This window comes from Paenibacillus sp. JNUCC 34, assembly GCF_058269055.1.
This window is the reverse complement of the sequence record NZ_CM177770.1, coordinates 5,119,926-5,141,028: the sequence shown is the minus strand read 5'-3', so window position 1 is coordinate 5,141,028 and position 21,103 is coordinate 5,119,926. Positions and strand designations below refer to the sequence as shown.

Here is a 21,103-nt window from a genome sequence, read left to right as displayed (position 1 = left end):
AAAAAGGGCTGCTTCTCGCATGACGGGTAAACAGCCAGACGTTTCATGGAAGGAGCATGTAATATGTACAACATCATGATCGTCGAGGATGACCCTAAGCTTGCGGGATTGTTACAATCTCACATACGGAGATACGGGAATGAAGCCATCATTGTTAATGATTTTGACCATGTGCTGGAGCGGTATCAGGAGATCCGACCGCATATTGTTCTATTGGACGTAAATCTACCGAGCTTTGACGGTTATTACTGGTGCAGGCAGATTCGTTCCCTCTCGACATGCCCTATCATATTTATATCCGCCAGAAGCGGGGCAATGGATCAATTAAGGGCCCTCGAGAATGGTGCCGATGATTATATAACTAAGCCATTTCACTACGACATCGTTATTGCCAAAATCCACAGTCAGCTTCGACGAGTATACGGCGATTATGCCGCTGCTTCCGGAGAACGGACCGTAGAGAAGGAGGGGCTTGTTCTATACCCTGAAAGAATGGAGCTTCAATTGGGCGAACAGACCGTGGCTTTGACCAAAAAAGAAACGATACTGCTAGAGACTTTGCTTGGCCGTAGCCCGCGTCTGGTGAGCCGGGAGACCATTCTCGAAAAGCTGTGGGATGATGCCTTTGTTGATGACAACACTTTGAGTGTAAACATTACGCGGGTGCGTAAACGATTGGCAGAGATGGGGATTGAGGATGCGCTGGAAACGGTTCGGGGTTCAGGATACCGGATAAACATCGTGTGGAAGACTGAGCAACCGAAATGAAAAGGTTATTTTGGCGTGAGCATATCCCGCTCATTCTCTTTACCGTTGTGCTTCTCCTGGTTGTACTTCTGGTGTTCTGGTTCGACGGATATGATCATCCGGTCACAGCTGCTTATGCCGTATTTCTCGGACTGTTCATTCTAGGTGGATACTTGATGTACCGGTACTACAGTCATCGTGATTTTTATGAAAGGCTATCCCGGCCAATGAGGTCCCTTGAGGAATCCATTAAACACAATGAATCGGCTCCGCTGTCTGCGGCACTGGGTCATCTTATGGAAGAACAGTACCGACAATACCGGAATCAGCTGCAGGATTGGGAACGGAAAAGGAAAGAGCACTTGATCTTTATGAATCAATGGGTGCATCAGATGAAAACTCCGTTGTCCGTGATCGAGATGATTACGCAGGAAGATGACAATGACAGCTTCAGGAGTATTTCCGAAGAGTCAGATCGTCTACGGCGCGGACTTGATATGGTACTGTACATGTCGAGACTTGAAACATTTGAACAGGATTTCAGTGTAGAGCCCGTGTCTTTGCAGCAATTGGTTAAAGACGCGGTACATGAAAACAAACGCTATTTCATCCACAGTCATGTATATCCCGAGGTACTGGTGGATCCCGGGATTGTAGTGCAGACGGACATCAAATGGCTTAGGTTCATCTTGCTGCAGCTGCTCTCGAATGCCATTAAATATTCTGCGGGTAGCGGACAGAAGGTTACCATATCGGCTTTCAGAACATTGAATGGTCGTGAAATTTGGCTGGAGGTGCGTGACCGGGGAATAGGCATTCCAAAGTCGGATCTGACGCGTGTATTTAATCCTTTTTACACCGGGGAGAACGGAAGAAAGCTGAAGGAATCCACCGGAATGGGGCTATACTTGGTCAAAGAGGTTGTACAAAAGCTTAACCATAGCATAGAGTTGGAATCCGAGGTAGGCAAGGGAACCGTAGTTCGGCTTATATTTACTGTATAGGCTAATGAGTATTCTGACCGTACACGATCTTTTATAGTGTATAAAGTTTATTATGTCAAAAGAAACCTATCCTTAAGTAAATGGTGAAGCAGACTATCATTTACAAGTGATTAGGTTTTTTTGTTTTATTAACCTTACACCGATGTAAGGTAGGTGAAAGCATGATCGATAGGAGAAGAAGGGGAGGTAGATTACACTAAAGTTAAAGATAGTGATATTCAGGAAATGAGGTATTCATTATGGAAATATTATCGGTACGCAATTTGGGAAAGGTTTATAAAGCTGCTGTATCACACGAAGCACTTTCCAATATAAACTTGAGCATCAACGAGGGGGAGTTTGTCGGGATCATGGGACCCTCAGGCAGCGGGAAGACGACCCTGCTTAATATGATATCCACGATCGATCGGCCGACATCGGGTGAAATCCGGATTGGGGGCGAGGACCCGTTCCAGCTGTCACAGGATCAACTCGCTATGTTCCGGCGTCGTGAACTTGGATTTATATTCCAATCATTTAACCTGCTGAATACGTTGACGGTAAAAGAAAATATTTTGCTACCGCTCGCACTGGACGGTGTGGATTTGAACGAGATGAACCGCCGTATCGGGGAGCTGGCCGAAAAGCTTGGCATTACGTCCATCCTGAACAAGCGTACCTATGAAATCTCAGGAGGACAGGCACAGCGGACGGCAGTCGCGCGGGCCATGATCCATGTTCCGAAACTGGTTCTGGCAGATGAGCCTACCGGGAATCTGGATTCCAAGGCGGCACAGGATGTGATGGAAATAATGGATCGCAGGAATAAAGAAGATAAAGTGACCATGCTTCTTGTCACTCATGATCCGGTGGCAGCCAGCTACTGCAATCGGGTAGTCTTTATTAAAGACGGACAGCTGTTCAACGAAATTAACTATGGTGAAAGCCGTTCTGCATTTTATCAGAAGATTATTAACGTGTTATCGCTGCTGGGAGGGTCAGGACATGAATTTTCGCCAGTTCGCGGTTAATAACGTCCTGCGCAGCAAGCGCACGTATGTCGCTCATTTTTTGAGCAGCGCCTTTTCCGTCATGATCTTCTTTACGTATGGTCTGCTTGCATTTCATCCGAATCTGAAAGATGGTATCGTTTCCTCCAGCGAAACGATGAGCACGCTTGGTATGATGGGCATGCAGGTATCCCAGTATATCGTATTTATTTTCTCATTCTTCTTTCTATTGTACTCGGTAGGCACCTTCATCAAGATGCGCAAAAAAGAGTTCGGCATCCTGCTCATTCTGGGGATGTCGCGTAAACAACTGAACCGGATGCTGTTTATTGAAAATATTTTGATCGGAGTAGCTGCGATTATAACAGGGATCGGCATCGGATTTGTTTTCTCCAAGCTGATTCTACTGATCAGCTCCAAGCTGCTAGCGGTGGATAACGGACTTCCGTTTTACTTCCCAGGGAAAGCGCTGCTGCTTACGGCAGGTGCCTATGCTGTACTTTTTCTGCTGATCGCCTCATTCTCGTCGGTTATGCTCAGAAAAGGAGCACTGATTGATCTGGTGAAAGCTGAAGACAGCCCGAAACCTCAGCCGAAAGCCTCACCTTGGCTGGCTCTGCTTGCCATCGTTCTTATTGGAGTGGGTTATGGCTTGGTTATGATTTTTGCGGTACTGCAGATTTTCTCCATACCGTTGTTGTTTGGCGGTGTGGTATTAGTCATTATCGGTACGTATTTTCTGTTCACCCAGTTTAGTGTGTTTTTCATGCGCTGGCTGCAGAAGAAACAGAGGTTCTTTTTCCGAAGAACGAATCTGCTCACGATTTCAGAGCTCATGTACCGGATCAAGGATAACGCGGTTATGTTTTTTCTCGTATCCATCATATCTGCTTCTGCTTTTACCGGAATTGGCACGACACTGGCGATTGGCGATCCGGGCCTGTCGGCTATGGAGAATCCGTATGCGTATACGTACACGGCTTATCATGAAGATCAAAAAATTGCCACAAAACATCTGAATATCATCAGCAAGGAACTCGAAAAGGCGGGAATTGATTATTCTCAGGCGTCGGTCACACCTTTCTTTGATGATAACTGGTTAAAGTTAATTAAGCTCAGTGAATACAACAGTCTGCTTCGTGCACTTGGCCATCCTGAAGAAACATTGGGAGATTCTGAAGGCATTTTAACGCCAGGGTCTGTAAAAAATAAGAACAAATACAGGATTAACGGATTAGATTCCGATCAGATTAAGTTGTTAAGCAGAACGGTTGAGCATAATGTTAATGTGATTAAAGCGGAAACGTTTATTGCAATACCTCTCGCATATGATGATGCACTGGTCATCTCGGATGGCTTGTTTGATAAGCTTATGGAAGCGCAGGACGAGGAAATCATCTATCAGACATATCATGCTTTCTATATTCCAGATTGGAAAAATACCGGTGAAGTTTCAAAAACCATTGCTGATTCGTTTAACGAGGATGAAAAAAACAGTTATTATTTGAACTCTCTTTATTTCGATTGGAAGAGTTCGTTACAGCAAAACGGAATTCTGCTTATGACCAGCGGCCTTATCGGTATTGTGTTCTTTACTTTTGCGGCAAGCTTTATTTACTTCCGGCTTTATTCCGATTTATCCCGCGATGAGCAGCAGTACCGCATGATTGCGAAGGTCGGTTTAAGCAGACGGGAACTAAGTAAAATGGTAACTAGACAGTTAATTATTATGTTCTTTCTTCCGATGCTCATTGCGGTAGTCCACAGTGGGGTTGCTTTTGTGGCACTGCAGCAGTTGGTTGATTTCTCAATTCTGTCGCATACGATAAAAATCTTTATCTTTTTCCTGACGGTACAAATCATTTATTTCTTTGTGACACGCTGGCGTTACCTTGACCGTCTGTACAAAACGATTGAGTAAAGTTATTTCAACAAGAAAGCTCCGCATTCGTAGTGATGCAAGGACTGAAGATTCTAGTTCACTTAAATTGACAGGCTTCCCAAGGCAGATAGGCTTCTGGGAGGCCTTTTTTTGTGGATAAAAGAGCGGGAGGTTATAATAGCAGTACAGAGGAAGGGGAGGGCTATGAAAGCATTAATTTTGGCGGAGAAGCCGTCTGTGGCAAGAGAGATTGCGCGGGTCATGGGAAGCCGCGAGAAGCATAAGAACTATTTCGAAGGACCAAAGTATGTGGTCACCTGGGCGTTGGGACACTTGGTGGGACTGGCCGAGCCTGAGGATTATGATCATAAATATCAAACATGGGCATTGGAGGATCTGCCGATTCTGCCGGGTAATATGAAACTGAAAGTGCTTCGGGAGACTAGTCATCAATTCAAAACAGTGCAGTTTCTGCTTAAGCGCAAGGACATCGGAGAAGTGATTGTTGCGACAGATGCCGCTCGCGAAGGGGAATTGCTTGCCCGTTGGATATTGAATATGGCGAAATGGAACAAGCCGTTTAAACGGCTGTGGATTTCATCCCAGACAGATAAGGCGATCAAGGAAGGCTTTGCAGCACTTAAGCCAGGGAATCAGTTTGACCGTCTGTACGAATCTGCTCGTTGCCGGGCCGAGGCTGACTGGATGGTAGGACTTAACGTAACGCGTGCCTTAACTTGCAAATTTAACGCCCAGCTGTCGGCAGGCCGTGTTCAGACTCCAACACTCGGTATGATCATGGAGCGTGAGAAGGAAATTACAGGTTTCCGTTCTCAGGAGTATGACACCATCAGTGTTGATCTGGGACATTTTGAAGCTTCCTGGCGACCTGCAAGCGGAGACGGACGTCTCTTCGACAAGGGCCAGTCCGACAAGTTGAAGCAAAAGGTGGATGGCCGATCTGGACGTATTGCCAGTGTGAAAAAAAGTGAAAAATCCGATCCTCATCCGCTGGCGTACGACTTGACTGAACTGCAGCGGGATGCGAACCGGCGCTTTGGATTTTCCGCGAAGCAAACATCGAACGTGCTGCAAAAACTTTATGAACAGCACAAGCTGGTCACTTATCCGCGTACAGATAGCCGGTACCTCACTTCTGACATGGTTTCGACGCTGAAAGAGCGGCTGGAGAGTGTTGCAGTAGGTCCGTATGCGTCACTTGCGCGTCCGCTGCTTCGTAAGAGTCTGTCACCAAGCAAACGTGTGGTAGATGACAGCAAGGTTACCGACCACCATGCCATCATCCCGACTGAGGAGACCGTTCTGCTCAATAAGCTGAGCACGGAGGAACGGAAGCTGTACGATTTGATTGTTCGCCGGTTTATCAGCTTGTTCTATCCTCCGGCCAAATACGATGCTGTATCTGTTACGGTTCAGATTGAGGGGGAGAGCTTCTTCGCCAAAGGAACGACTGTTAAAGACAGTGGCTGGCGTGAAGTATACGGCGGTAACTACGAGGATGACGGAGATGATGACAACCACGATTCTGGTGGAAGCGCGGAGCAATCCGGACGGCTGCTGCCGGAGCTTTCTGAGGGGGAGCAAGTAACGGTCCGCCGCTGCATCGTAAAGTCGGGCCGGACACAGCCGCCGAAGCGACATAATGAGGCATCGCTGTTGTCGCAGATGGAAAAGCACGGGCTAGGGACACCGGCTACACGTGCCGACATTATCGAGAAGCTTGTAAGTTCGGATACCATTGAACGCCAGGGCTCATCACTGCATCCAACCGGAAAAGGGAAGCAGCTGATCGAGTTGGTTGCACCGGCCTTGAGAACACCGGACCTTACGGCAAAGTGGGAAGCGGATCTGGAGCGGATTGCGAAAGGTCAAGGCAAGGCAGAACCATTCTTGCGCGGTATTAGGGATATGACCAAGGAACTGGTGTCTGGTGTCAAAGGTAGTGACGCTGAATACAAACCTCACAACGTATCAAACAGCAGCTGCCCGGACTGTGGCACAAGACTGCTTGAGAAGAAAAGTAAACGCGGAAAGTTTCTGGTGTGCCCTAGTGAGGATTGTGGTTATAAACGCTCCGGAGAGAAGCGGCTGTCCAACCGTCGTTGTCCACAGTGTCACAAGAAGATGGAGATGAAGGAAGGCAAAGCCGGAATGTTTGTTCAGTGTCTGGGCTGCGGCATTACTGAAACGTTGAAAAAGGACAGCAAACATATTAACAAGCGTGAGGAAAAGAAGCTTGTACAGCAGTATGGAAAGCAGGAATCCATCGGTTCCAATCTGGGAGAATTGCTGAAAGCAGCTATGGAGAAAAGTAAATCGGATTAAACAAGAATGAGTAAGGCATAACCTGTCGTGGAATGGTTCATTCTACGAACAGGAGGTGATATGCCGTGCCGTATCATAAACCGAGAACAAGTGAAAATCAGCAGAACAAATCGAGCATTATGGAGGAGAGCAAGACACTCAAGCCTAAAAAGGCTAACGACTATGCTCCCAGTCTGAATGAAATCCCTAAACAGGAATCTTAAGTCTGCTTACCGCATTTAGATGTTCCGACTGCCCGCAAAAAGAGATACGGTTGATACAGGTCCGTTACTTTTCTGCGGGCTTTAGTCGGCTTCTCGCTGCATTAATTAACGTCATTGTGTTCATGATCATGTAGTTTTATAATAAAGATAGAAGCAATGATGCCTGTCAAATGAAAAGGTTTGACCGGGGATTGGAGGTGCAGGTCAACTTGAGAACTGCGCTGGGTGTCTGGTTTGTATTTATTAATGCCGTGGCTTACCTGGTCATGTCCGATGACAAACGGCGAGCCCGCCTCGGAAAGGATCGTGTTCCCGAGAAAACATTATTTTTGCTTGCAGCCGTCGGGGGCGCCCTAGGTGTGTGGGCTGCGATGTATCGTAAAAGGCATAAAACGAGGCATCTTTCTTTTAAAATTGGTGTGCCGCTGCTGCTGTTTGTAAACGCAATGCTTTACGGATATTTTTGGAAATGAGCTCATACCTACATACAGTGTAATTTTGGAAGCGCGTGGGAGTTCGTTTCACCTCAGTGCGTAATGGTTTAATGATATGCAGTTCGTCTTAACACACAGAGAAAGAGGTGGCCTGTATGCTATTCACCAAAATTTTACTGGCTTATGACGGCTCTAAAGCTTCGATTAAAGCGCTCGGCCGGGCGGTTGAGCTCGCAAAAGTGACACCGGGGGCAACATTGAACATTGTACATGCCTATGATTACCCTCGTTTTTTTGTCGGTGAGGGACTCGCTCCTATTCCGGCATCACTGAACAAAGATATTTACGATCTTGCGGTGCAGACAACGGAAGAGCTTAAAGAACGTATGGGGCATGCAGAAGTAGATAGTAGAGTTGAAATGATCCAAGGATCTCCGGCGGAGGTTATTTTGGAATATGCCAAAATGAATGAGATCGATCTGATCGTGATCGGCAGCCGCGGTTTAGGTGGTATACGGGAGTTTGTTCTCGGCAGTGTCAGCCACAATGTTGTGCAGCATGCTAAAGTTCCTGTACTTGTCGTGAAATAAATATATAGAGCAAAAGGGATGCCCGTGGCGTCCCTTTTTTGTTAAGTGATTTAGAAAGAAAGGCGTCGATAGACGTTTTTGTTCAGGAACAAAAAAACGAACATTATTTTTTGTCTATTATGGAATGTTCGTGTTTAGGTTGACATGAGGTGTTGGAGATTGATAAACTGGACTTGTTAAGGTTCAATTCATCTGATGAAATGTAAATTCAGTAAATTAAATATTTCTCGTATAAAGCTGGGGATATGGCCCGGAAGTTTCTACCCGAAAACCGTAAATTTTCGGACTACGAGGGAATACGGCGGTGCTGCAGAACAGAAGCAGTGTTTCTTCTGGATCTTTGACGGCGAGTACGTGGAGTTTCTTCTGTCTTTGTGTTGTAATGACATAGGGAGACGGAAACGGTATTCCCCCGAAAGTCCGATGTCCCGCACATGATGTTAAGGGAGAATCGGACTTTTTAGTGTGATCTGCCTTCTTATGAAGGTACGTCGAGTCAATAGACGTATTTCTCTAAAGTTAAATTCAGAATATGTAGAGAGAGCAGGTGGAATCATGGCGGTGCAGGTAGCAGTCATTATGGGCAGTCAGTCGGATTGGGGCACCATGTCCCATGCGTGCCAGGTGCTGGATGAGATGGATATAGCGTATGAGAAAAAGGTTGTATCTGCGCACCGGACACCGGATCTGATGTTCCAGTACGCAGAGGAAGCGGAAGGACGCGGTATCCGGGTTATTATTGCCGGTGCCGGAGGTGCTGCGCATCTTCCAGGCATGGTGGCTTCAAAGACCGTGTTACCCGTGATCGGCGTTCCGGTTCAGTCGAAAGCCTTAAACGGGCTGGACTCCCTGCTCTCCATCGTGCAGATGCCGGGCGGCGTACCGGTTGCGACGGTGGCGATCGGTCGGGCTGGAGCGGTCAATGCAGGTCTGCTGGCAGCACAAATTCTGGGCTCTGCTGATATGAGCATTCGTGCCAAGGTACAGGAGCGGCGGGACCGGATACGTGATGAAGTGCTGAAGGGCAGTGATGATCTATGACGGAGCGCGTAACTCTGCATAGTGATAGTAAGAGTAAGACACTGCCTCCGGGATCAGTGATCGGCGTTCTTGGCGGCGGGCAGTTGGGCCGAATGATGGCACTGGACGGAACGAGAATGGGCTATAAGTTCATTGCATTGGATCCGGGGCCGGACTCTCCGCTCGGACAGATTGCTGAGCAGATTACCGCCTCGTATGACGACGCAGATGCAGCGAAAGAGCTCGCATCTCAAGCGGATGTCATCACGTATGAATTCGAGAACGTGGACGCGGGTGTAGCGAAATTGCTGGAGGAACGTTCGTACGTTCCTCAGGGAAGCAGGCTGCTCTATACGACACAGCATCGCCTCCGTGAGAAAGCAGCCATCGAAGCGGCCGGAGTTCCAGTGGCGCCATACCGTGAGATCACAAGCCTGGAAACTCTAAAGGAAGCGGTAGCAGAGCTGAGCCTGCCATGTGTTCTGAAAACGGCTACCGGCGGTTATGATGGGAAGGGACAAGTCGTATTGCGACGGGAAGAACAGCTTGAAGCTGCTTATGCGGAGCTGTCCTCAACAGGTGCAGAACTCGTTTTGGAGAAATTCATTACGTTCACAAGTGAGATTTCGGTGATCGCGGCACGTACGCCGGGAGGAGAAGTGAAGAGTTTTCCGCCGGCTGAAAATGTTCATGTGAACAACATTTTGCATCTGTCGATTGTACCGGCACGCATACCGAGTGATGTCCAGCGTAGAGCGTGCCAGCTTGCAGAGCAGGTGGCGGAAGGCTTGAATGCAGCAGGGCTGCTCGCAGTAGAGATGTTCCTAACGGAAGAAGGTTCTCTCTATGTGAACGAGGTTGCGCCAAGGCCGCACAATTCGGGACATTACACGATGGAAGCGTGCACCACTTCCCAGTTCGAACAGCATGTAAGGGCGATATGCAATCTTCCTCTGGGAGACACAACACTGATGAGCCCGGTCGTTATGGTGAACGTGCTTGGACAGCATCTGGATGAAGTCATCAGCCGTACCACAGTGCAAGATCCGGTGGCCGAATCACTGGGCATTGTGCCAAAACTTCATCTATATGGCAAAAGCGTCAGCAAGCATAACCGCAAAATGGGCCACATTAATCTGTTATGCGGTGATGTATATGACGCATTGGAATGGGTAGAGCAAACTAATATTTGGAGGCATTAATATATGATCGAACGTTACAGCAGACCGGAAATGCGGGCCATCTGGACCGAGGAGAATAAATTCAGAGCATGGCTTGAGGTGGAGCTTTGCGCTTGCGAGGCTTGGGCTGAGCTTGGTGTCATTCCGAAGGAAGATACAGTTGCACTGCGTAACAACGCCTCTTTTGACATCGAACGGATTTATGAAATCGAGCAGGAGACCCGCCATGACGTCATTGCCTTTACCCGGGCGGTTTCGGAAAGCCTTGGAGAGGAACGTAAATGGGTTCATTACGGCCTGACTTCCACGGATGTAGTAGATACAGCGAATGGCTACTTGCTGAAGCAGGCCAATGATATTTTGGAGCAGGATATTCTTCGTTTTATTGGGATTTTGCGGGAGAAGGCTGTTGCCTATAAACACACGCCGATGATGGGCCGTACGCATGGTGTGCATGCAGAACCTACGACCTTCGGTTTGAAAATGGCGCTATGGCACGAGGAAATGATCCGCAACCTGGAGCGCTTTCGGCATGCGGCTGACGGCGTTCAGTACGGCAAAATATCTGGTGCGGTTGGTACGTATGCGAACATCGATCCTTCTGTAGAACAGTTCGTGTGCCAGAAACTTGGCACAAAGGCGGCTCCGATCTCCACCCAGACGCTGCAGCGTGACCGTCATGCTGAATACATGGCAACACTGGCACTGATCGCAACATCGCTTGATAAATTCGCTACGGAAGTGCGTGCACTCCAGAAGAGTGAAGTGCGTGAAGTGGAAGAAGCTTTTGCGAAAGGGCAAAAGGGTTCCTCGGCGATGCCGCATAAACGTAACCCGATTGGTTCCGAGAATATTTCGGGTCTTGCGCGCGTCATTCGCGGCCATATGGTTTCTGCCTACGAGAATGTGCCGTTGTGGCACGAACGGGACATTTCCCATTCCTCCGTGGAACGGATCATTTTGCCGGATGCAACGATGCTTCTGAACTATATGCTGAACCGTTTCGGAAATATCGTGAAGAACTTGACGGTATTCCCGGACAATATGAAGCGCAACATGGCACGGACCTTTGGAGTTCCTTTCTCAGGCCGTGTTATGACGAAGTTGATCGATAAAGGCTTCAGCCGCGAGCAAGCTTACGATACTGTACAGCCGCGAGCGATGCAGGCATGGGAAGAGCAGCGTCAGTTCCGTGAGATTGTTGAGGCAACACCGGAAATTACCGATGTGCTTAGTGCTGAGGAGATTGAGGATGCGTTTAACCCAAGCTGGCATCTGAAGCATGTGGATACGATTTTTGAGAAGCTGGGACTGAACTAAGCACCGATAGATCAACAGCAACCAAGAAGAAACGCCTTCGTCGTCCTTTTTAAAGGACGGCGGCGTTTCTCAAGAAATATAAGCCAAGTATACAGTATGAAATTTTACGTTCTTATATTTTGATAACGACCGCTCTGGCGGCCCTCGTTATAAGGGAGTGAGATGACATGGCATTACCTGCGCTTTCTACGGCTGTCGACTTGGTCGATGCGCCCCTTTTGTACAAGGGCAAGGTTCGAGAATTGTATGATCTGGGAGAACACATGCTGATCGTGGTCACCGACCGCATCTCAGCCTTTGACTATGTGCTGGATCCCCCTGTCCCTGCTAAAGGAACGATGCTGAACAAGCTGAGCTCATTCTGGTTTGAGCATACGAAACACCTGATCCACAATCACGTTGTCCACACGGATGTGGAGTTGCTTGGAGATATAGCCAAGAATAAAGAACTGCTGGATGGGCGGATTATGGTGGCCCGTAAAGCGGAGCGTATCGATATTGAATGCGTCGTACGTGGTTATATTACCGGCGGGGGCTGGCGTCAGTACCAGGCAACCGGAGAGGTCAATGGAATCCGGCTTCCGGAGGGGATGCGTAAGAATGAGCCTTTCCCTGAGCCAATCTTCACACCGGCAGCCAAAAATGATGTCGGTCATGATGAAGATATTTCGATGGACCGTATGAAGGAGCTGGTCGGTGAGGAACTGGCGCAAGAGCTGCAGGAACAGAGCCTCATGTTGTATCGGTTCGCACGTGATTACTGCGCGGATCGGGGAATTATTCTGGCAGACTGCAAATTCGAATTTGGTCTGATTGATGGAAAAGTCATTTTGATCGATGAGATTTTCACACCGGATGCATCCCGTTTCTGGGATAAGGGTAGTTACGCGCTGGATATTGAGATCGACAGCATGGACAAGGAACCGGTACGTACGTACTTAGCGTCATCGGATTGGGACAAGAACAGTATACCAGAGCCGCTGCCAGAGTCTGTTGTTGAAGAAACGACGAAACGTTATACCGAGATTTACCACCGGATTACAGCACCAAGTTTCACAAGCCAATCATAAGCAAGCAATTATTCATATACGATACCGAGGAGGAACAGGGAACGATGTTGAAAGCAAAGGTCTATGTCACCATCAAGCAAAGCGTATTGGATCCACAAGGGGTAGCAGTGCAAGGGGCATTACATTCGGTTGGATTCCGGGAAGTGGAAAGTCTTCGTATCGGAAAGTATATGGAGCTTGAGCTGGATACAGATAACCGCCAGGAGGCGGAAGAGCGTCTGCAGCAAATGTGCGAAAAGCTTTTGGCCAATACGGTAGTTGAAGATTACCGTTATGAATTGGAGGGCTAAACATGAGATTTGCAGTACTCGTATTCCCTGGCTCCAACTGTGATATCGATTGTTATAAAGCGGTGGAGCAGACATTGGGACAGCCAGTCGATTATGTATGGCATACCGAAACGGATCTGTCGATCTATGATTGCATCTTGGTGCCTGGTGGTTTCTCTTACGGAGATTACCTACGGTGCGGTGCGATTTCCCGGTTCGCCCCGGTCATGAACGAAGTGGCCAAAGCGGCGGAAGAAGGAAAGTTTATTCTTGGGATATGTAATGGATTTCAGATATTGACGGAAGCGGGCCTGCTGCCAGGTGCGCTACGCCGTAATGAATCCATGAAATTCCGTTGTCATGACAGTGTACTTCAAGTTGTAAATCATGAAACACCGTTTACACGCAACTATACGGAAGGGCAAGAGATCGTCATTCCGATTGCCCACGGTGAAGGTAATTATTATTGTGATGAAGCTACACTGCAAAAGCTCCGGGACAACCGGCAAATCGTATTTACGTATAAGGATAATCCGAATGGATCCGTTGGGGATATTGCAGGGATCTGTAACGAGCGCGGTAACGTGCTCGGCATGATGCCTCACCCGGAACGGGCTGTCAGCAGCTTGCTCGGTTCGGAAGACGGAAAAGCAATGTTTACATCCATCATTCAGACATGGAGGGATCGTCATGGTGCAGCAGCAAGTGTCCGCTAAAGAACCGACAGCAGAGCAGATTGCAGAGTTTCGGGTATATGAGCAAATGGGTGTATCAGACAGCGAGTATGATCTGATCTGTTCGTTTATGGGACGGAAGCCCAACTACACGGAGATTGGTGTCTTCAGTGTAATGTGGTCCGAGCACTGTGCTTACAAGAACTCGAAGCCGTTGCTTCGGCGTTTCCCGACAAGCGGCCCCCGTGTTCTGATGGGACCCGGTGAAGGAGCCGGTATTGTAGATATCGGCGACAACCAAGCTGTGGTGTTCAAAATCGAAAGTCACAACCATCCGTCCGCTGTTGAGCCTTACCAAGGCGCGGCTACGGGGGTAGGCGGCATTATCCGTGATATTTTTTCCATGGGTGCTAGACCGGTAGCGCTGCTGAACTCGCTTCGATTCGGCAAGCTGGAGAGTGACCGTGTTAAATACCTGTTCGAGCATGTGGTCTCGGGTATTGCTGGTTACGGTAACTGTATCGGGATTCCGACTGTTGGTGGAGAGGTTGTCTTTGATGAGAGCTATGACGGCAACCCGCTCGTAAACGCTATGTGTGTAGGAATTATTGACCATGATAAAATTCAGCGCGGTGTCGCCAAAGGGGTTGGCAATCCGGTTTATTACGTAGGCCCTCCTACAGGTCGGGACGGTATTCACGGTGCAACCTTTGCGTCCGTTGAGCTGACAGAGGAATCGGAGGCTAACCGGACGGCTGTTCAGGTCGGCGATCCGTTTATGGAGAAGCTTGTCATGGAATCTTGCTTGGAGCTTATTGATACCGGTATCGTGCTGGGGATTCAAGATATGGGCGCAGCGGGCCTGACATGTTCAAGCGCAGAAATGGCTAGCAAGGCCGGCAACGGTCTGGAGCTGTATCTGGACCAGGTGCCGCAGCGGGAAGAAGGCATGACGCCTTATGAAATGATGCTGTCCGAATCCCAGGAGCGCATGCTGTTCGTGGTGGAGCCGCACAATGAAGCGCAGGCGCTTGAAATATTTGAGCGCTGGGGCGTTATCTGCGCCAAAGTCGGAAAGGTTACGGACGATGGCCGACTGAAGCTGATCCATCATGGTGAAGTAGTAGGGGATATGCCTGTGAAAGCGCTGGTGGATGAGTGTCCGGTATACAACAAGCCTTCTGCAGTTCCTGCTTATTATGAAGCACAGGCTTCGATCGATACGCTTCGTTATGAGGAAGTGAAGGATCTTGGCGACGCGCTCAAAAAGGTGCTTGGTTCTCCAAGCCTTGCAAGCAAAGCATGGGTTTACAATCAATATGATTATATGGTTCGTACCAGTACGGCTGTTCGTCCAGGTTCCGACGCGGCTGTCGTTACCGTTGACGGTACACGCAAGGCGCTTGCGATGACAACGGACTGTAATGGACGCTATGTGTATTTGGATCCGGAACTCGGTGGCAAAATTGCAGTCAGCGAAGCAGCCCGTAACATTGTCTGTTCCGGTGCTGAGCCGCTCGCAATTACGGACAACCTGAATTTCGGAAGTCCTGAGAAGCCTGATATTTTCTGGCAGATGGAGCGTGCGGTTGACGGGATGGCGGAAGCCTGTCGTGAGCTGAACACGCCGGTCATCGGTGGTAATGTCAGTCTTTACAATGAGAATGCGAAGGGTGCGATTTACCCGACACCTGTCGTAGGAATGGTAGGTCTGATTCACGATACCGATCATATTACAACCCAAGGGTTTAAATCGGAAGGTGATGTGATTTATCTGCTGGGAGAGACACGAGCAGAACTTGGTGGCAGTGAGTTCCAAGCCGTTCTGCATGGCGTTTCAGAAGGTAAACCTCCTGTACTGGATTTGCGTACGGAGAAAAGATTGCTTGATAGCGTCCTGACCTCTATCCAGTCCGGCTTTGTCAGCTCCGCTCATGATGTATCCGAGGGAGGAGTGGCGGCAGCCCTAGCTGAAAGCTGCATTAGTGGAAACATAGGAGCTGCGGTCAACTTGAATACGGAGCTGAGAAATGACGTTGCGCTCTTCAGCGAGAGCCAGTCCCGTATTATTCTTTCCGCATCACCTCGCAAGCAGTCTGATCTGGAACAGCTTCTGAAGGAAGCGGATGTTCCGTTCGCTGCGATTGGCCGGGTTGGAGGAGAAGCCTTGCGCATCAACATTAACGGTACTTCCGCTGTGCAAGAACCGGTGGAGGCTTTGAAATCCGTCTGGGAGGATGCCATTCCATGCCGCATGAAATAACACCGGAAGGATTATGGACTGGCGATTACTATAACGAAGGGACAGGACAGAGTGATATCTTCGATACGCTCAAAGAGGAGTGCGGCGTGTTCGGGGTATTCGGACACCCGGATGCCGCCTCATTGTCCTATTACGGGCTGCATGCCCTGCAGCACCGGGGAGAGGAAAGTGCAGGGATCTGCGTGGCTGACGGTCTCGAGTTTAACTACCATCGGGGGATGGGGCTGGTCAAGGAAGTATTTGATAAGGATCGACTGGAATCGTTAACGGGTAATATGTCGATCGGACATGTTCGTTACTCCACTAGCGGAGACAGCCAGCTGAGTAATGCACAACCGCTCGTCTTCAAGTACCGTGAGGGTAATCTGGCGATTGCCACGAACGGCAACATTGTCAATGAGCCGAAGCTTCGGCATGAGTTGGAAAATTCGGGTTCGATTTTTCAGACCACAAGTGATACGGAAGTCATCGCTCACTTGATCGCGCGCTCGCCTAAGGATTTTGTTGAGGCAGCGAAGGACGCACTGCAGCGCCTTGTCGGCGGATTCGCTTTTCTGCTTATGACCAACGACAAGTTGCTTGTCGCTTCCGATCCGAACGGACTCCGTCCTTTGACGATGGGCCGGCTCGGCAATGCCTATATTTTTGCCTCTGAAACATGCGCTATGGAGGTTATCGGAGCTGAGCCGATTCGTGACATTGCGCCTGGTGAGTTGCTCGTACTGGACGTAAACGGACTGCATGAGGACCGCTATACGGAACCTGCGCAAAAAGCACTGTGCGCGATGGAGTATATTTATTTCTCCCGTCCGGACAGTGACCTGAACGGATCGAATCTGCACTCCGCTCGCAAACGTATGGGTAGCCGGATGGCACTGGAATCGTTCGTGGATGCGGATGTCGTGACAGGTGTTCCCGATTCCAGTATTTCGGCCGCGATCGGTTATGCCGAGCAGACGGGCATTCCATATGAGCTGGGCCTGATCAAGAACAAATATACTGGTCGGACCTTTATCCAGCCGAGCCAGGAGCTGCGTGAACAGGGCGTGAAGATGAAGCTGAGCGCCGTGCGGCGTGTTGTGGAAGGCAAACGTGTCGTGATGATTGACGATTCTATCGTACGCGGGACAACGTCCCGCCGGATTGTGAATCTGCTGCGGGATGCGGGAGCCGTGGAAGTGCATGTCCGGATTACTTCACCGCCGTTCAAGAATCCTTGCTTCTACGGGATAGACACGCCGGATCGCCGGGAGCTTATTGCTTTCGGGAAGAGCGTGGAGGAAATATGCAAGGAGATCAATGCGGATTCCTTGTCGTTCCTCAGTCCGGAAGGACTGATTACGGCGATTGGTGGATATGACGAGAAGAGTCCCAAGGGCGGGTTATGTATGGCATGTTTTGACAATGAATACCCGACACAGATTGATTTTAACGGTGAGGAAAAGATGGGCTGCAGCTGCTAACTTTAAGTGTGTGAGTACAAAAAGTCAGACTTTTTGAACAACCTCTTTAAATAATTCCGGAGCACAGCCATGGGGAAAGTGAGTGGTTGTCTCCGGATATTCATTCTGATGCTTGGCTTATATTCTTTCGCGAAACGTAAGTTTTGCCGTTAAAGACGGCGAAGACGTTTACGCTTGTCTGGTGAATCATTAAGGCTATTAAATATTATTCAACTCAATTCTCTCTTTAACAAAGGAGTGTTAAGCGCGTGTCTGATACTTATAAAAACGCCGGTGTAGATATTGCTGCAGGCAATGAAGCTGTAGAACGGATGAAAAAGCACGTCAAAACGACCTTCAGACCGGAAGTCATGACGGACCTGGGCGGTTTTGGAGCTCTGTTCCAACTGAATAAGGACCAATATGAAGAGCCGGTTCTCGTCTCGGGCACCGACGGCGTCGGCACAAAGCTGAAGCTCGCATTTGCGATGGATCGTCATGATACCATCGGAATTGATGCAGTGGCCATGTGCGTAAACGATGTTGTGGTGCAAGGTGCGGAACCGCTCTTTTTTCTCGACTATTTAGCTTGTGATAAAGTGATTCCGGCCAAAATTGAGTCGATTGTCAAAGGGATTGCCGATGGTTGTAATCAGGCCGGTTGTGCCCTGATCGGTGGGGAAACAGCTGAAATGCCAGGGATGTATGCTGAGGGCGAATATGATATCGCTGGCTTTACTGTCGGTATTGTCGACAAGAGCAAGATGATTAACGGATCATCGATTTGCTCAGGTGACGTTGTCCTAGGACTGGCTTCAAGCGGCGTGCACAGCAACGGCTTCTCGCTCGTTCGCAAGCTGCTGCTGGAACAGTCCGGATATGCATTGGATCAAGAATTGCCTGAGCTTGGCAAGTCTCTTGGGGACGCGCTGCTCACTCCAACGAAGATTTATGTTAAGCCGCTGCTGGCTCTTCTGAAAGAGGTTGAAGTGAAGGGAATGGCCCATATTACGGGCGGTGGATTTATCGAAAATATTCCGCGGATGCTGCCGGATCACGTCAATGTCGACATCGAATACGGTTCATGGCCAATTCTGCCGATATTCAAACTGATGCAGGAACAGGGCGGTATCTCGAACAAAGACATGTTTACGACATTTAATATGGGAATCGGCATGGTTATTGTCGTTGCAGAACAGAATGCAGACAAGGCACTGCAGCTTCTGCGTTCCTCAGGGGAAGAGCCTTATGTCATCGGACGTGTAACAGACGGAGAGCGTGCGGTTACCTTTACGGGAGCGAACGTGTAATGGGTTCTTACCGGATTGCGGTGTTCGCTTCCGGCAGGGGAAGCAACTTTCAGAGTCTTGTTGACGCTCAAGCGAGTGGTTTACTGGGTGGAGAAATCAGTCTTTTGGTATGTGATAAGCCGCAGGCACCCGTTGTAGAGCGCGCCCGTGAAGCAGGGATCGAGAGTTTTGTGTTCCAGCCCAAGGATTATGCATCCAGAGAGGATTATGAGCGCGAGATAGCGGCGGAGCTGCAAAAACGCGGGATAGATCTGATCGTCCTCGCTGGTTATATGCGGCTGTTGACCTACGTGTTGGTGGAGCCTTACTCTGGCCGTATGATTAACATTCACCCATCTCTCCTGCCTTCATTTTCAGGTAAAAATGCAATCGGACAGGCATTGGATTATGGGGTGAAAATGACGGGAGTCACCGTTCATTTTGTCGATGGGGGAATGGACACAGGCCCGGTTATTGCTCAGCGTGCCGTAGAAGTTCTGGAAGGGGATGACGAAACATCCCTTGCCCAGCGGATTCACGCCGTAGAGCAGCAGCTGTATCCTGAAGTCGTATCTTGGTTCACAGCGGGACTAATTGAGCTGATCGGGCGTAACGTGGCGATTGCTGCACCAGAAAAACGGTAAAACCGGACATGGGACGCCTTATCATCGACATGTTCGATATTTCTCGGGAAATACTTTAGGAATTATCTCTTATCGACAGCATTTACGTAACAAGACAAACATATGGGGAACTTTCGAAAATGTTAGGGAGGAATAAACGTGAGTATCAGAAGAGCGCTGGTTAGTGTTTCAGATAAGACGGGAATCGTGGAGTTTTGCCGCGAATTGGCTTCTCTCGGGGTTGAGATCATTTCAACAGGAGGCACAAAAAGTCTGCTGGCAAAAGAGGGAGTACCGGTTATTGGTATATCCGATGTAACGGGATTTCCGGAAATTTTGGATGGACGTGTAAAGACACTACATCCGGCTGTGCACAGCGGCCTGTTGGCCGTCCGTGACAGCAGTGAACACCGCCGCCAGATGCAGGATTTAGGGCTCGATTATATCGATCTGGTTGTTGTGAATCTGTATCCGTTCCAGGAGACCATTGCCAAGCCGGATGTCGAATACGAAGATGCGATTGAGAATATCGACATCGGCGGTCCGACGATGCTCCGTTCCGCCGCGAAAAACCACGCTTTTGTCAGTGTAGTTGTAGATGCGGACGATTATAGCGCTGTGCTGGAGGAAATCCGTGCAGATGGAGATACGACACTTGAAACACGTAAACGCCTTGCAGCTAAGGTGTTCCGTCATACCGGAGCGTACGACACGCTTATTTCTGAGTATTTGTCGAATGTAACAGGTGATCCGCTACCGGAACGCTTCAGTGTAACCTATGAGAAAATTCAGGATTTACGTTATGGAGAGAACCCGCATCAGAAAGCGGCATTCTACAAGAAACCGTTGGCTCCGGCTGGTACTTTGACTACAGCTGAACAACTTCACGGTAAGGAATTGTCCTACAACAACATTAATGATGCCAATGCGGCACTGCAAATTGTGAAGGAATTCGATGAGCCGGCTGTCGTTGCAGTAAAACATATGAACCCTTGCGGCGTGGGTGTAGGTACAAATGTGCTTGAAGCGTTCAAAAAAGCTCATGCAGCCGATCCAACCTCAATTTTCGGCGGCATTGTAGCAGCGAACCGTACGGTAGACGGACCTACAGCTGAATTGCTGAAGGATATTTTCTTGGAGATTGTTTTGGCACCGGATTTCACACCGGAAGCGCTGGAGCTGCTAACGAAGAAGAAAAATATTCGATTGCTTAAAATGGGTGAATTTGGCTCCGCGAAGGATCGGAAGAGTGTGCTTGCTGTAACGTCGATTGAAGGCGGAATGATCGTACAAGAGAGCGACGTTCATTCACTGAATTCAGCTGATCTGAAGGTGGTTACAGACCGCCAGCCAACGGAAGATGAGCTGAAGCAGCTATTGTTCGGATGGAAAGTTGTGAAGCATGTAAAGTCCAACGCGATTGTGCTCGCTGCTGATGATATGACGGTCGGTGTCGGCGCAGGACAGATGAACCGTGTCGGTTCAGCGCGCATTGCCATCGAACAGGCGGGTGAGAAGGCTAAAGGAGCGGTACTCGCTTCGGATGCGTTCTTTCCGATGGGAGACACTTTGGAATTTGCAGCTAAAGCCGGAATTACCGCAGTGATTCAGCCGGGAGGCTCTATCAAAGACGAAGAGTCGATCAAAGTGGCTAATGATAACGGAATTGCCATGGTATTTACGGGCGTAAGACATTTTAAACATTAAAACTGCTGGAGGAATCGTATATTCGGGGTGGTATGACAGCGTGCAAGCTG

The 21,103-nt window shown here is 49.0% G+C and carries 19 protein-coding genes and 1 riboswitch; all 19 genes read left to right on the top strand.

What is annotated here, in order from left to right; all coding sequences use genetic code 11:
• Positions 1-63 precede the first annotated feature (63 nt).
• Entirely contained in the window at positions 64-768 is a 705-nt protein-coding gene (locus AC2TF5_RS23865) for a response regulator transcription factor (RefSeq protein WP_491299595.1), read from the top strand.
• Positions 765-1,751: a sensor histidine kinase gene (locus AC2TF5_RS23860; protein WP_491299594.1), complete on the top strand. Its 987-nt coding sequence runs from the start codon at positions 765-767 to the stop codon at positions 1,749-1,751. The genes AC2TF5_RS23865 and AC2TF5_RS23860 overlap by 4 nt, the downstream gene beginning before the upstream one ends.
• A gap of 239 nt (positions 1,752-1,990) precedes the next feature.
• Positions 1,991-2,761: an ABC transporter ATP-binding protein gene (locus AC2TF5_RS23855; RefSeq protein ID WP_491299593.1), complete on the top strand. Its 771-nt coding sequence runs from the start codon at positions 1,991-1,993 to the stop codon at positions 2,759-2,761.
• A complete protein-coding gene (locus tag AC2TF5_RS23850) occupies positions 2,736-4,661 on the top strand; it encodes an ABC transporter permease (RefSeq protein ID WP_491299592.1) in 1,926 nt (641 codons plus the stop codon). The genes AC2TF5_RS23855 and AC2TF5_RS23850 overlap by 26 nt, the downstream gene beginning before the upstream one ends.
• Before the next feature lie 165 nt (positions 4,662-4,826).
• Positions 4,827-6,968, top strand: coding sequence for a DNA topoisomerase III (locus tag AC2TF5_RS23845; RefSeq protein ID WP_491299591.1), 2,142 nt, complete (start codon positions 4,827-4,829; stop codon positions 6,966-6,968).
• Between the two features lie 65 nt (positions 6,969-7,033).
• Entirely contained in the window at positions 7,034-7,171 is a 138-nt protein-coding gene (locus AC2TF5_RS23840; protein ID WP_491299590.1) for a hypothetical protein, read from the top strand.
• 209 nt (positions 7,172-7,380) lie between these two features.
• Positions 7,381-7,644, top strand: a complete 264-nt coding sequence (locus tag AC2TF5_RS23835; RefSeq protein WP_491302979.1) for a DUF1294 domain-containing protein — start codon at positions 7,381-7,383, stop codon at positions 7,642-7,644.
• Positions 7,645-7,760: 116 nt separating this feature from the next.
• Positions 7,761-8,195 (top strand): universal stress protein, encoded by a 435-nt coding sequence (locus AC2TF5_RS23830; protein ID WP_491299589.1) that lies wholly within the window; start codon positions 7,761-7,763, stop codon positions 8,193-8,195.
• Between the two features lie 207 nt (positions 8,196-8,402).
• Positions 8,403-8,504, top strand: a riboswitch (purine riboswitch).
• 246 nt (positions 8,505-8,750) lie between these two features.
• A complete protein-coding gene (purE, locus tag AC2TF5_RS23825) occupies positions 8,751-9,236 on the top strand; it encodes a 5-(carboxyamino)imidazole ribonucleotide mutase (protein WP_491299588.1) in 486 nt (161 codons plus the stop codon).
• A complete protein-coding gene (gene purK / locus AC2TF5_RS23820) occupies positions 9,233-10,417 on the top strand; it encodes a 5-(carboxyamino)imidazole ribonucleotide synthase (RefSeq protein ID WP_491299587.1) in 1,185 nt (394 codons plus the stop codon). The genes purE and purK overlap by 4 nt, the downstream gene beginning before the upstream one ends.
• Positions 10,418-10,420: 3 nt before the next feature.
• On the top strand, positions 10,421-11,716 hold the full coding sequence (purB, locus tag AC2TF5_RS23815; protein ID WP_491299586.1) for an adenylosuccinate lyase: 1,296 nt from the start codon (positions 10,421-10,423) through the stop codon (positions 11,714-11,716).
• 167 nt (positions 11,717-11,883) lie between these two features.
• The gene (locus AC2TF5_RS23810; RefSeq protein WP_491299585.1) at positions 11,884-12,786 is read left to right on the top strand and encodes a phosphoribosylaminoimidazolesuccinocarboxamide synthase; all 903 of its coding nucleotides are present in this window, start codon (positions 11,884-11,886) and stop codon (positions 12,784-12,786) included.
• Positions 12,787-12,830: 44 nt separating this feature from the next.
• The gene (gene purS, locus AC2TF5_RS23805) at positions 12,831-13,076 is read left to right on the top strand and encodes a phosphoribosylformylglycinamidine synthase subunit PurS (RefSeq protein WP_208915780.1); all 246 of its coding nucleotides are present in this window, start codon (positions 12,831-12,833) and stop codon (positions 13,074-13,076) included.
• Between the two features lie 2 nt (positions 13,077-13,078).
• Positions 13,079-13,771: a phosphoribosylformylglycinamidine synthase subunit PurQ gene (gene purQ, locus AC2TF5_RS23800; protein WP_491299584.1), complete on the top strand. Its 693-nt coding sequence runs from the start codon at positions 13,079-13,081 to the stop codon at positions 13,769-13,771.
• Positions 13,749-15,992 (top strand): phosphoribosylformylglycinamidine synthase subunit PurL, encoded by a 2,244-nt coding sequence (gene purL, locus AC2TF5_RS23795; protein ID WP_491302978.1) that lies wholly within the window; start codon positions 13,749-13,751, stop codon positions 15,990-15,992. The genes purQ and purL overlap by 23 nt, the downstream gene beginning before the upstream one ends.
• Positions 15,977-17,455 carry an amidophosphoribosyltransferase gene (gene purF / locus AC2TF5_RS23790; RefSeq protein WP_491299583.1) on the top strand — a complete coding sequence of 493 codons (1,479 nt, stop codon included), beginning with the start codon at positions 15,977-15,979 and terminating at the stop codon, positions 17,453-17,455. Before purL ends, purF begins: the two co-directional genes overlap by 16 nt.
• A gap of 248 nt (positions 17,456-17,703) precedes the next feature.
• Positions 17,704-18,744: a phosphoribosylformylglycinamidine cyclo-ligase gene (purM, locus tag AC2TF5_RS23785; RefSeq protein WP_491299582.1), complete on the top strand. Its 1,041-nt coding sequence runs from the start codon at positions 17,704-17,706 to the stop codon at positions 18,742-18,744.
• A complete protein-coding gene (gene purN / locus AC2TF5_RS23780; RefSeq protein WP_491299581.1) occupies positions 18,744-19,367 on the top strand; it encodes a phosphoribosylglycinamide formyltransferase in 624 nt (207 codons plus the stop codon). Before purM ends, purN begins: the two co-directional genes overlap by 1 nt.
• A gap of 138 nt (positions 19,368-19,505) precedes the next feature.
• Positions 19,506-21,053, top strand: coding sequence for a bifunctional phosphoribosylaminoimidazolecarboxamide formyltransferase/IMP cyclohydrolase (gene purH / locus AC2TF5_RS23775; protein ID WP_491299580.1), 1,548 nt, complete (start codon positions 19,506-19,508; stop codon positions 21,051-21,053).
• The last annotated feature ends 50 nt before the right edge of the window (positions 21,054-21,103 follow it).

What these genes read in the sequence shown, in the direction of transcription:
- purN (WP_491299581.1), top strand. Translation starts at nt 18,744, where the DNA reads ATGGGTTCTTACCGGATTGCGGTGTTCGCTTCCGGCAGGGGAAGCAAC.
- AC2TF5_RS23865 (WP_491299595.1), top strand. Translation starts at nt 64, where the DNA reads ATGTACAACATCATGATCGTCGAGGATGACCCTAAGCTTGCGGGATTG.
- AC2TF5_RS23810 (WP_491299585.1), top strand. Translation starts at nt 11,884, where the DNA reads ATGGCATTACCTGCGCTTTCTACGGCTGTCGACTTGGTCGATGCGCCC.
- purF (WP_491299583.1), top strand. Translation starts at nt 15,977, where the DNA reads ATGCCGCATGAAATAACACCGGAAGGATTATGGACTGGCGATTACTAT.
- purE (WP_491299588.1), top strand. Translation starts at nt 8,751, where the DNA reads ATGGCGGTGCAGGTAGCAGTCATTATGGGCAGTCAGTCGGATTGGGGC.
- purQ (WP_491299584.1), top strand. Translation starts at nt 13,079, where the DNA reads ATGAGATTTGCAGTACTCGTATTCCCTGGCTCCAACTGTGATATCGAT.
- purB (WP_491299586.1), top strand. Translation starts at nt 10,421, where the DNA reads ATGATCGAACGTTACAGCAGACCGGAAATGCGGGCCATCTGGACCGAG.
- purS (WP_208915780.1), top strand. Translation starts at nt 12,831, where the DNA reads ATGTTGAAAGCAAAGGTCTATGTCACCATCAAGCAAAGCGTATTGGAT.
- AC2TF5_RS23855 (WP_491299593.1), top strand. Translation starts at nt 1,991, where the DNA reads ATGGAAATATTATCGGTACGCAATTTGGGAAAGGTTTATAAAGCTGCT.
- AC2TF5_RS23850 (WP_491299592.1), top strand. Translation starts at nt 2,736, where the DNA reads ATGAATTTTCGCCAGTTCGCGGTTAATAACGTCCTGCGCAGCAAGCGC.
- AC2TF5_RS23845 (WP_491299591.1), top strand. Translation starts at nt 4,827, where the DNA reads ATGAAAGCATTAATTTTGGCGGAGAAGCCGTCTGTGGCAAGAGAGATT.
- AC2TF5_RS23830 (WP_491299589.1), top strand. Translation starts at nt 7,761, where the DNA reads ATGCTATTCACCAAAATTTTACTGGCTTATGACGGCTCTAAAGCTTCG.
- AC2TF5_RS23860 (WP_491299594.1), top strand. Translation starts at nt 765, where the DNA reads ATGAAAAGGTTATTTTGGCGTGAGCATATCCCGCTCATTCTCTTTACC.
- purK (WP_491299587.1), top strand. Translation starts at nt 9,233, where the DNA reads ATGACGGAGCGCGTAACTCTGCATAGTGATAGTAAGAGTAAGACACTG.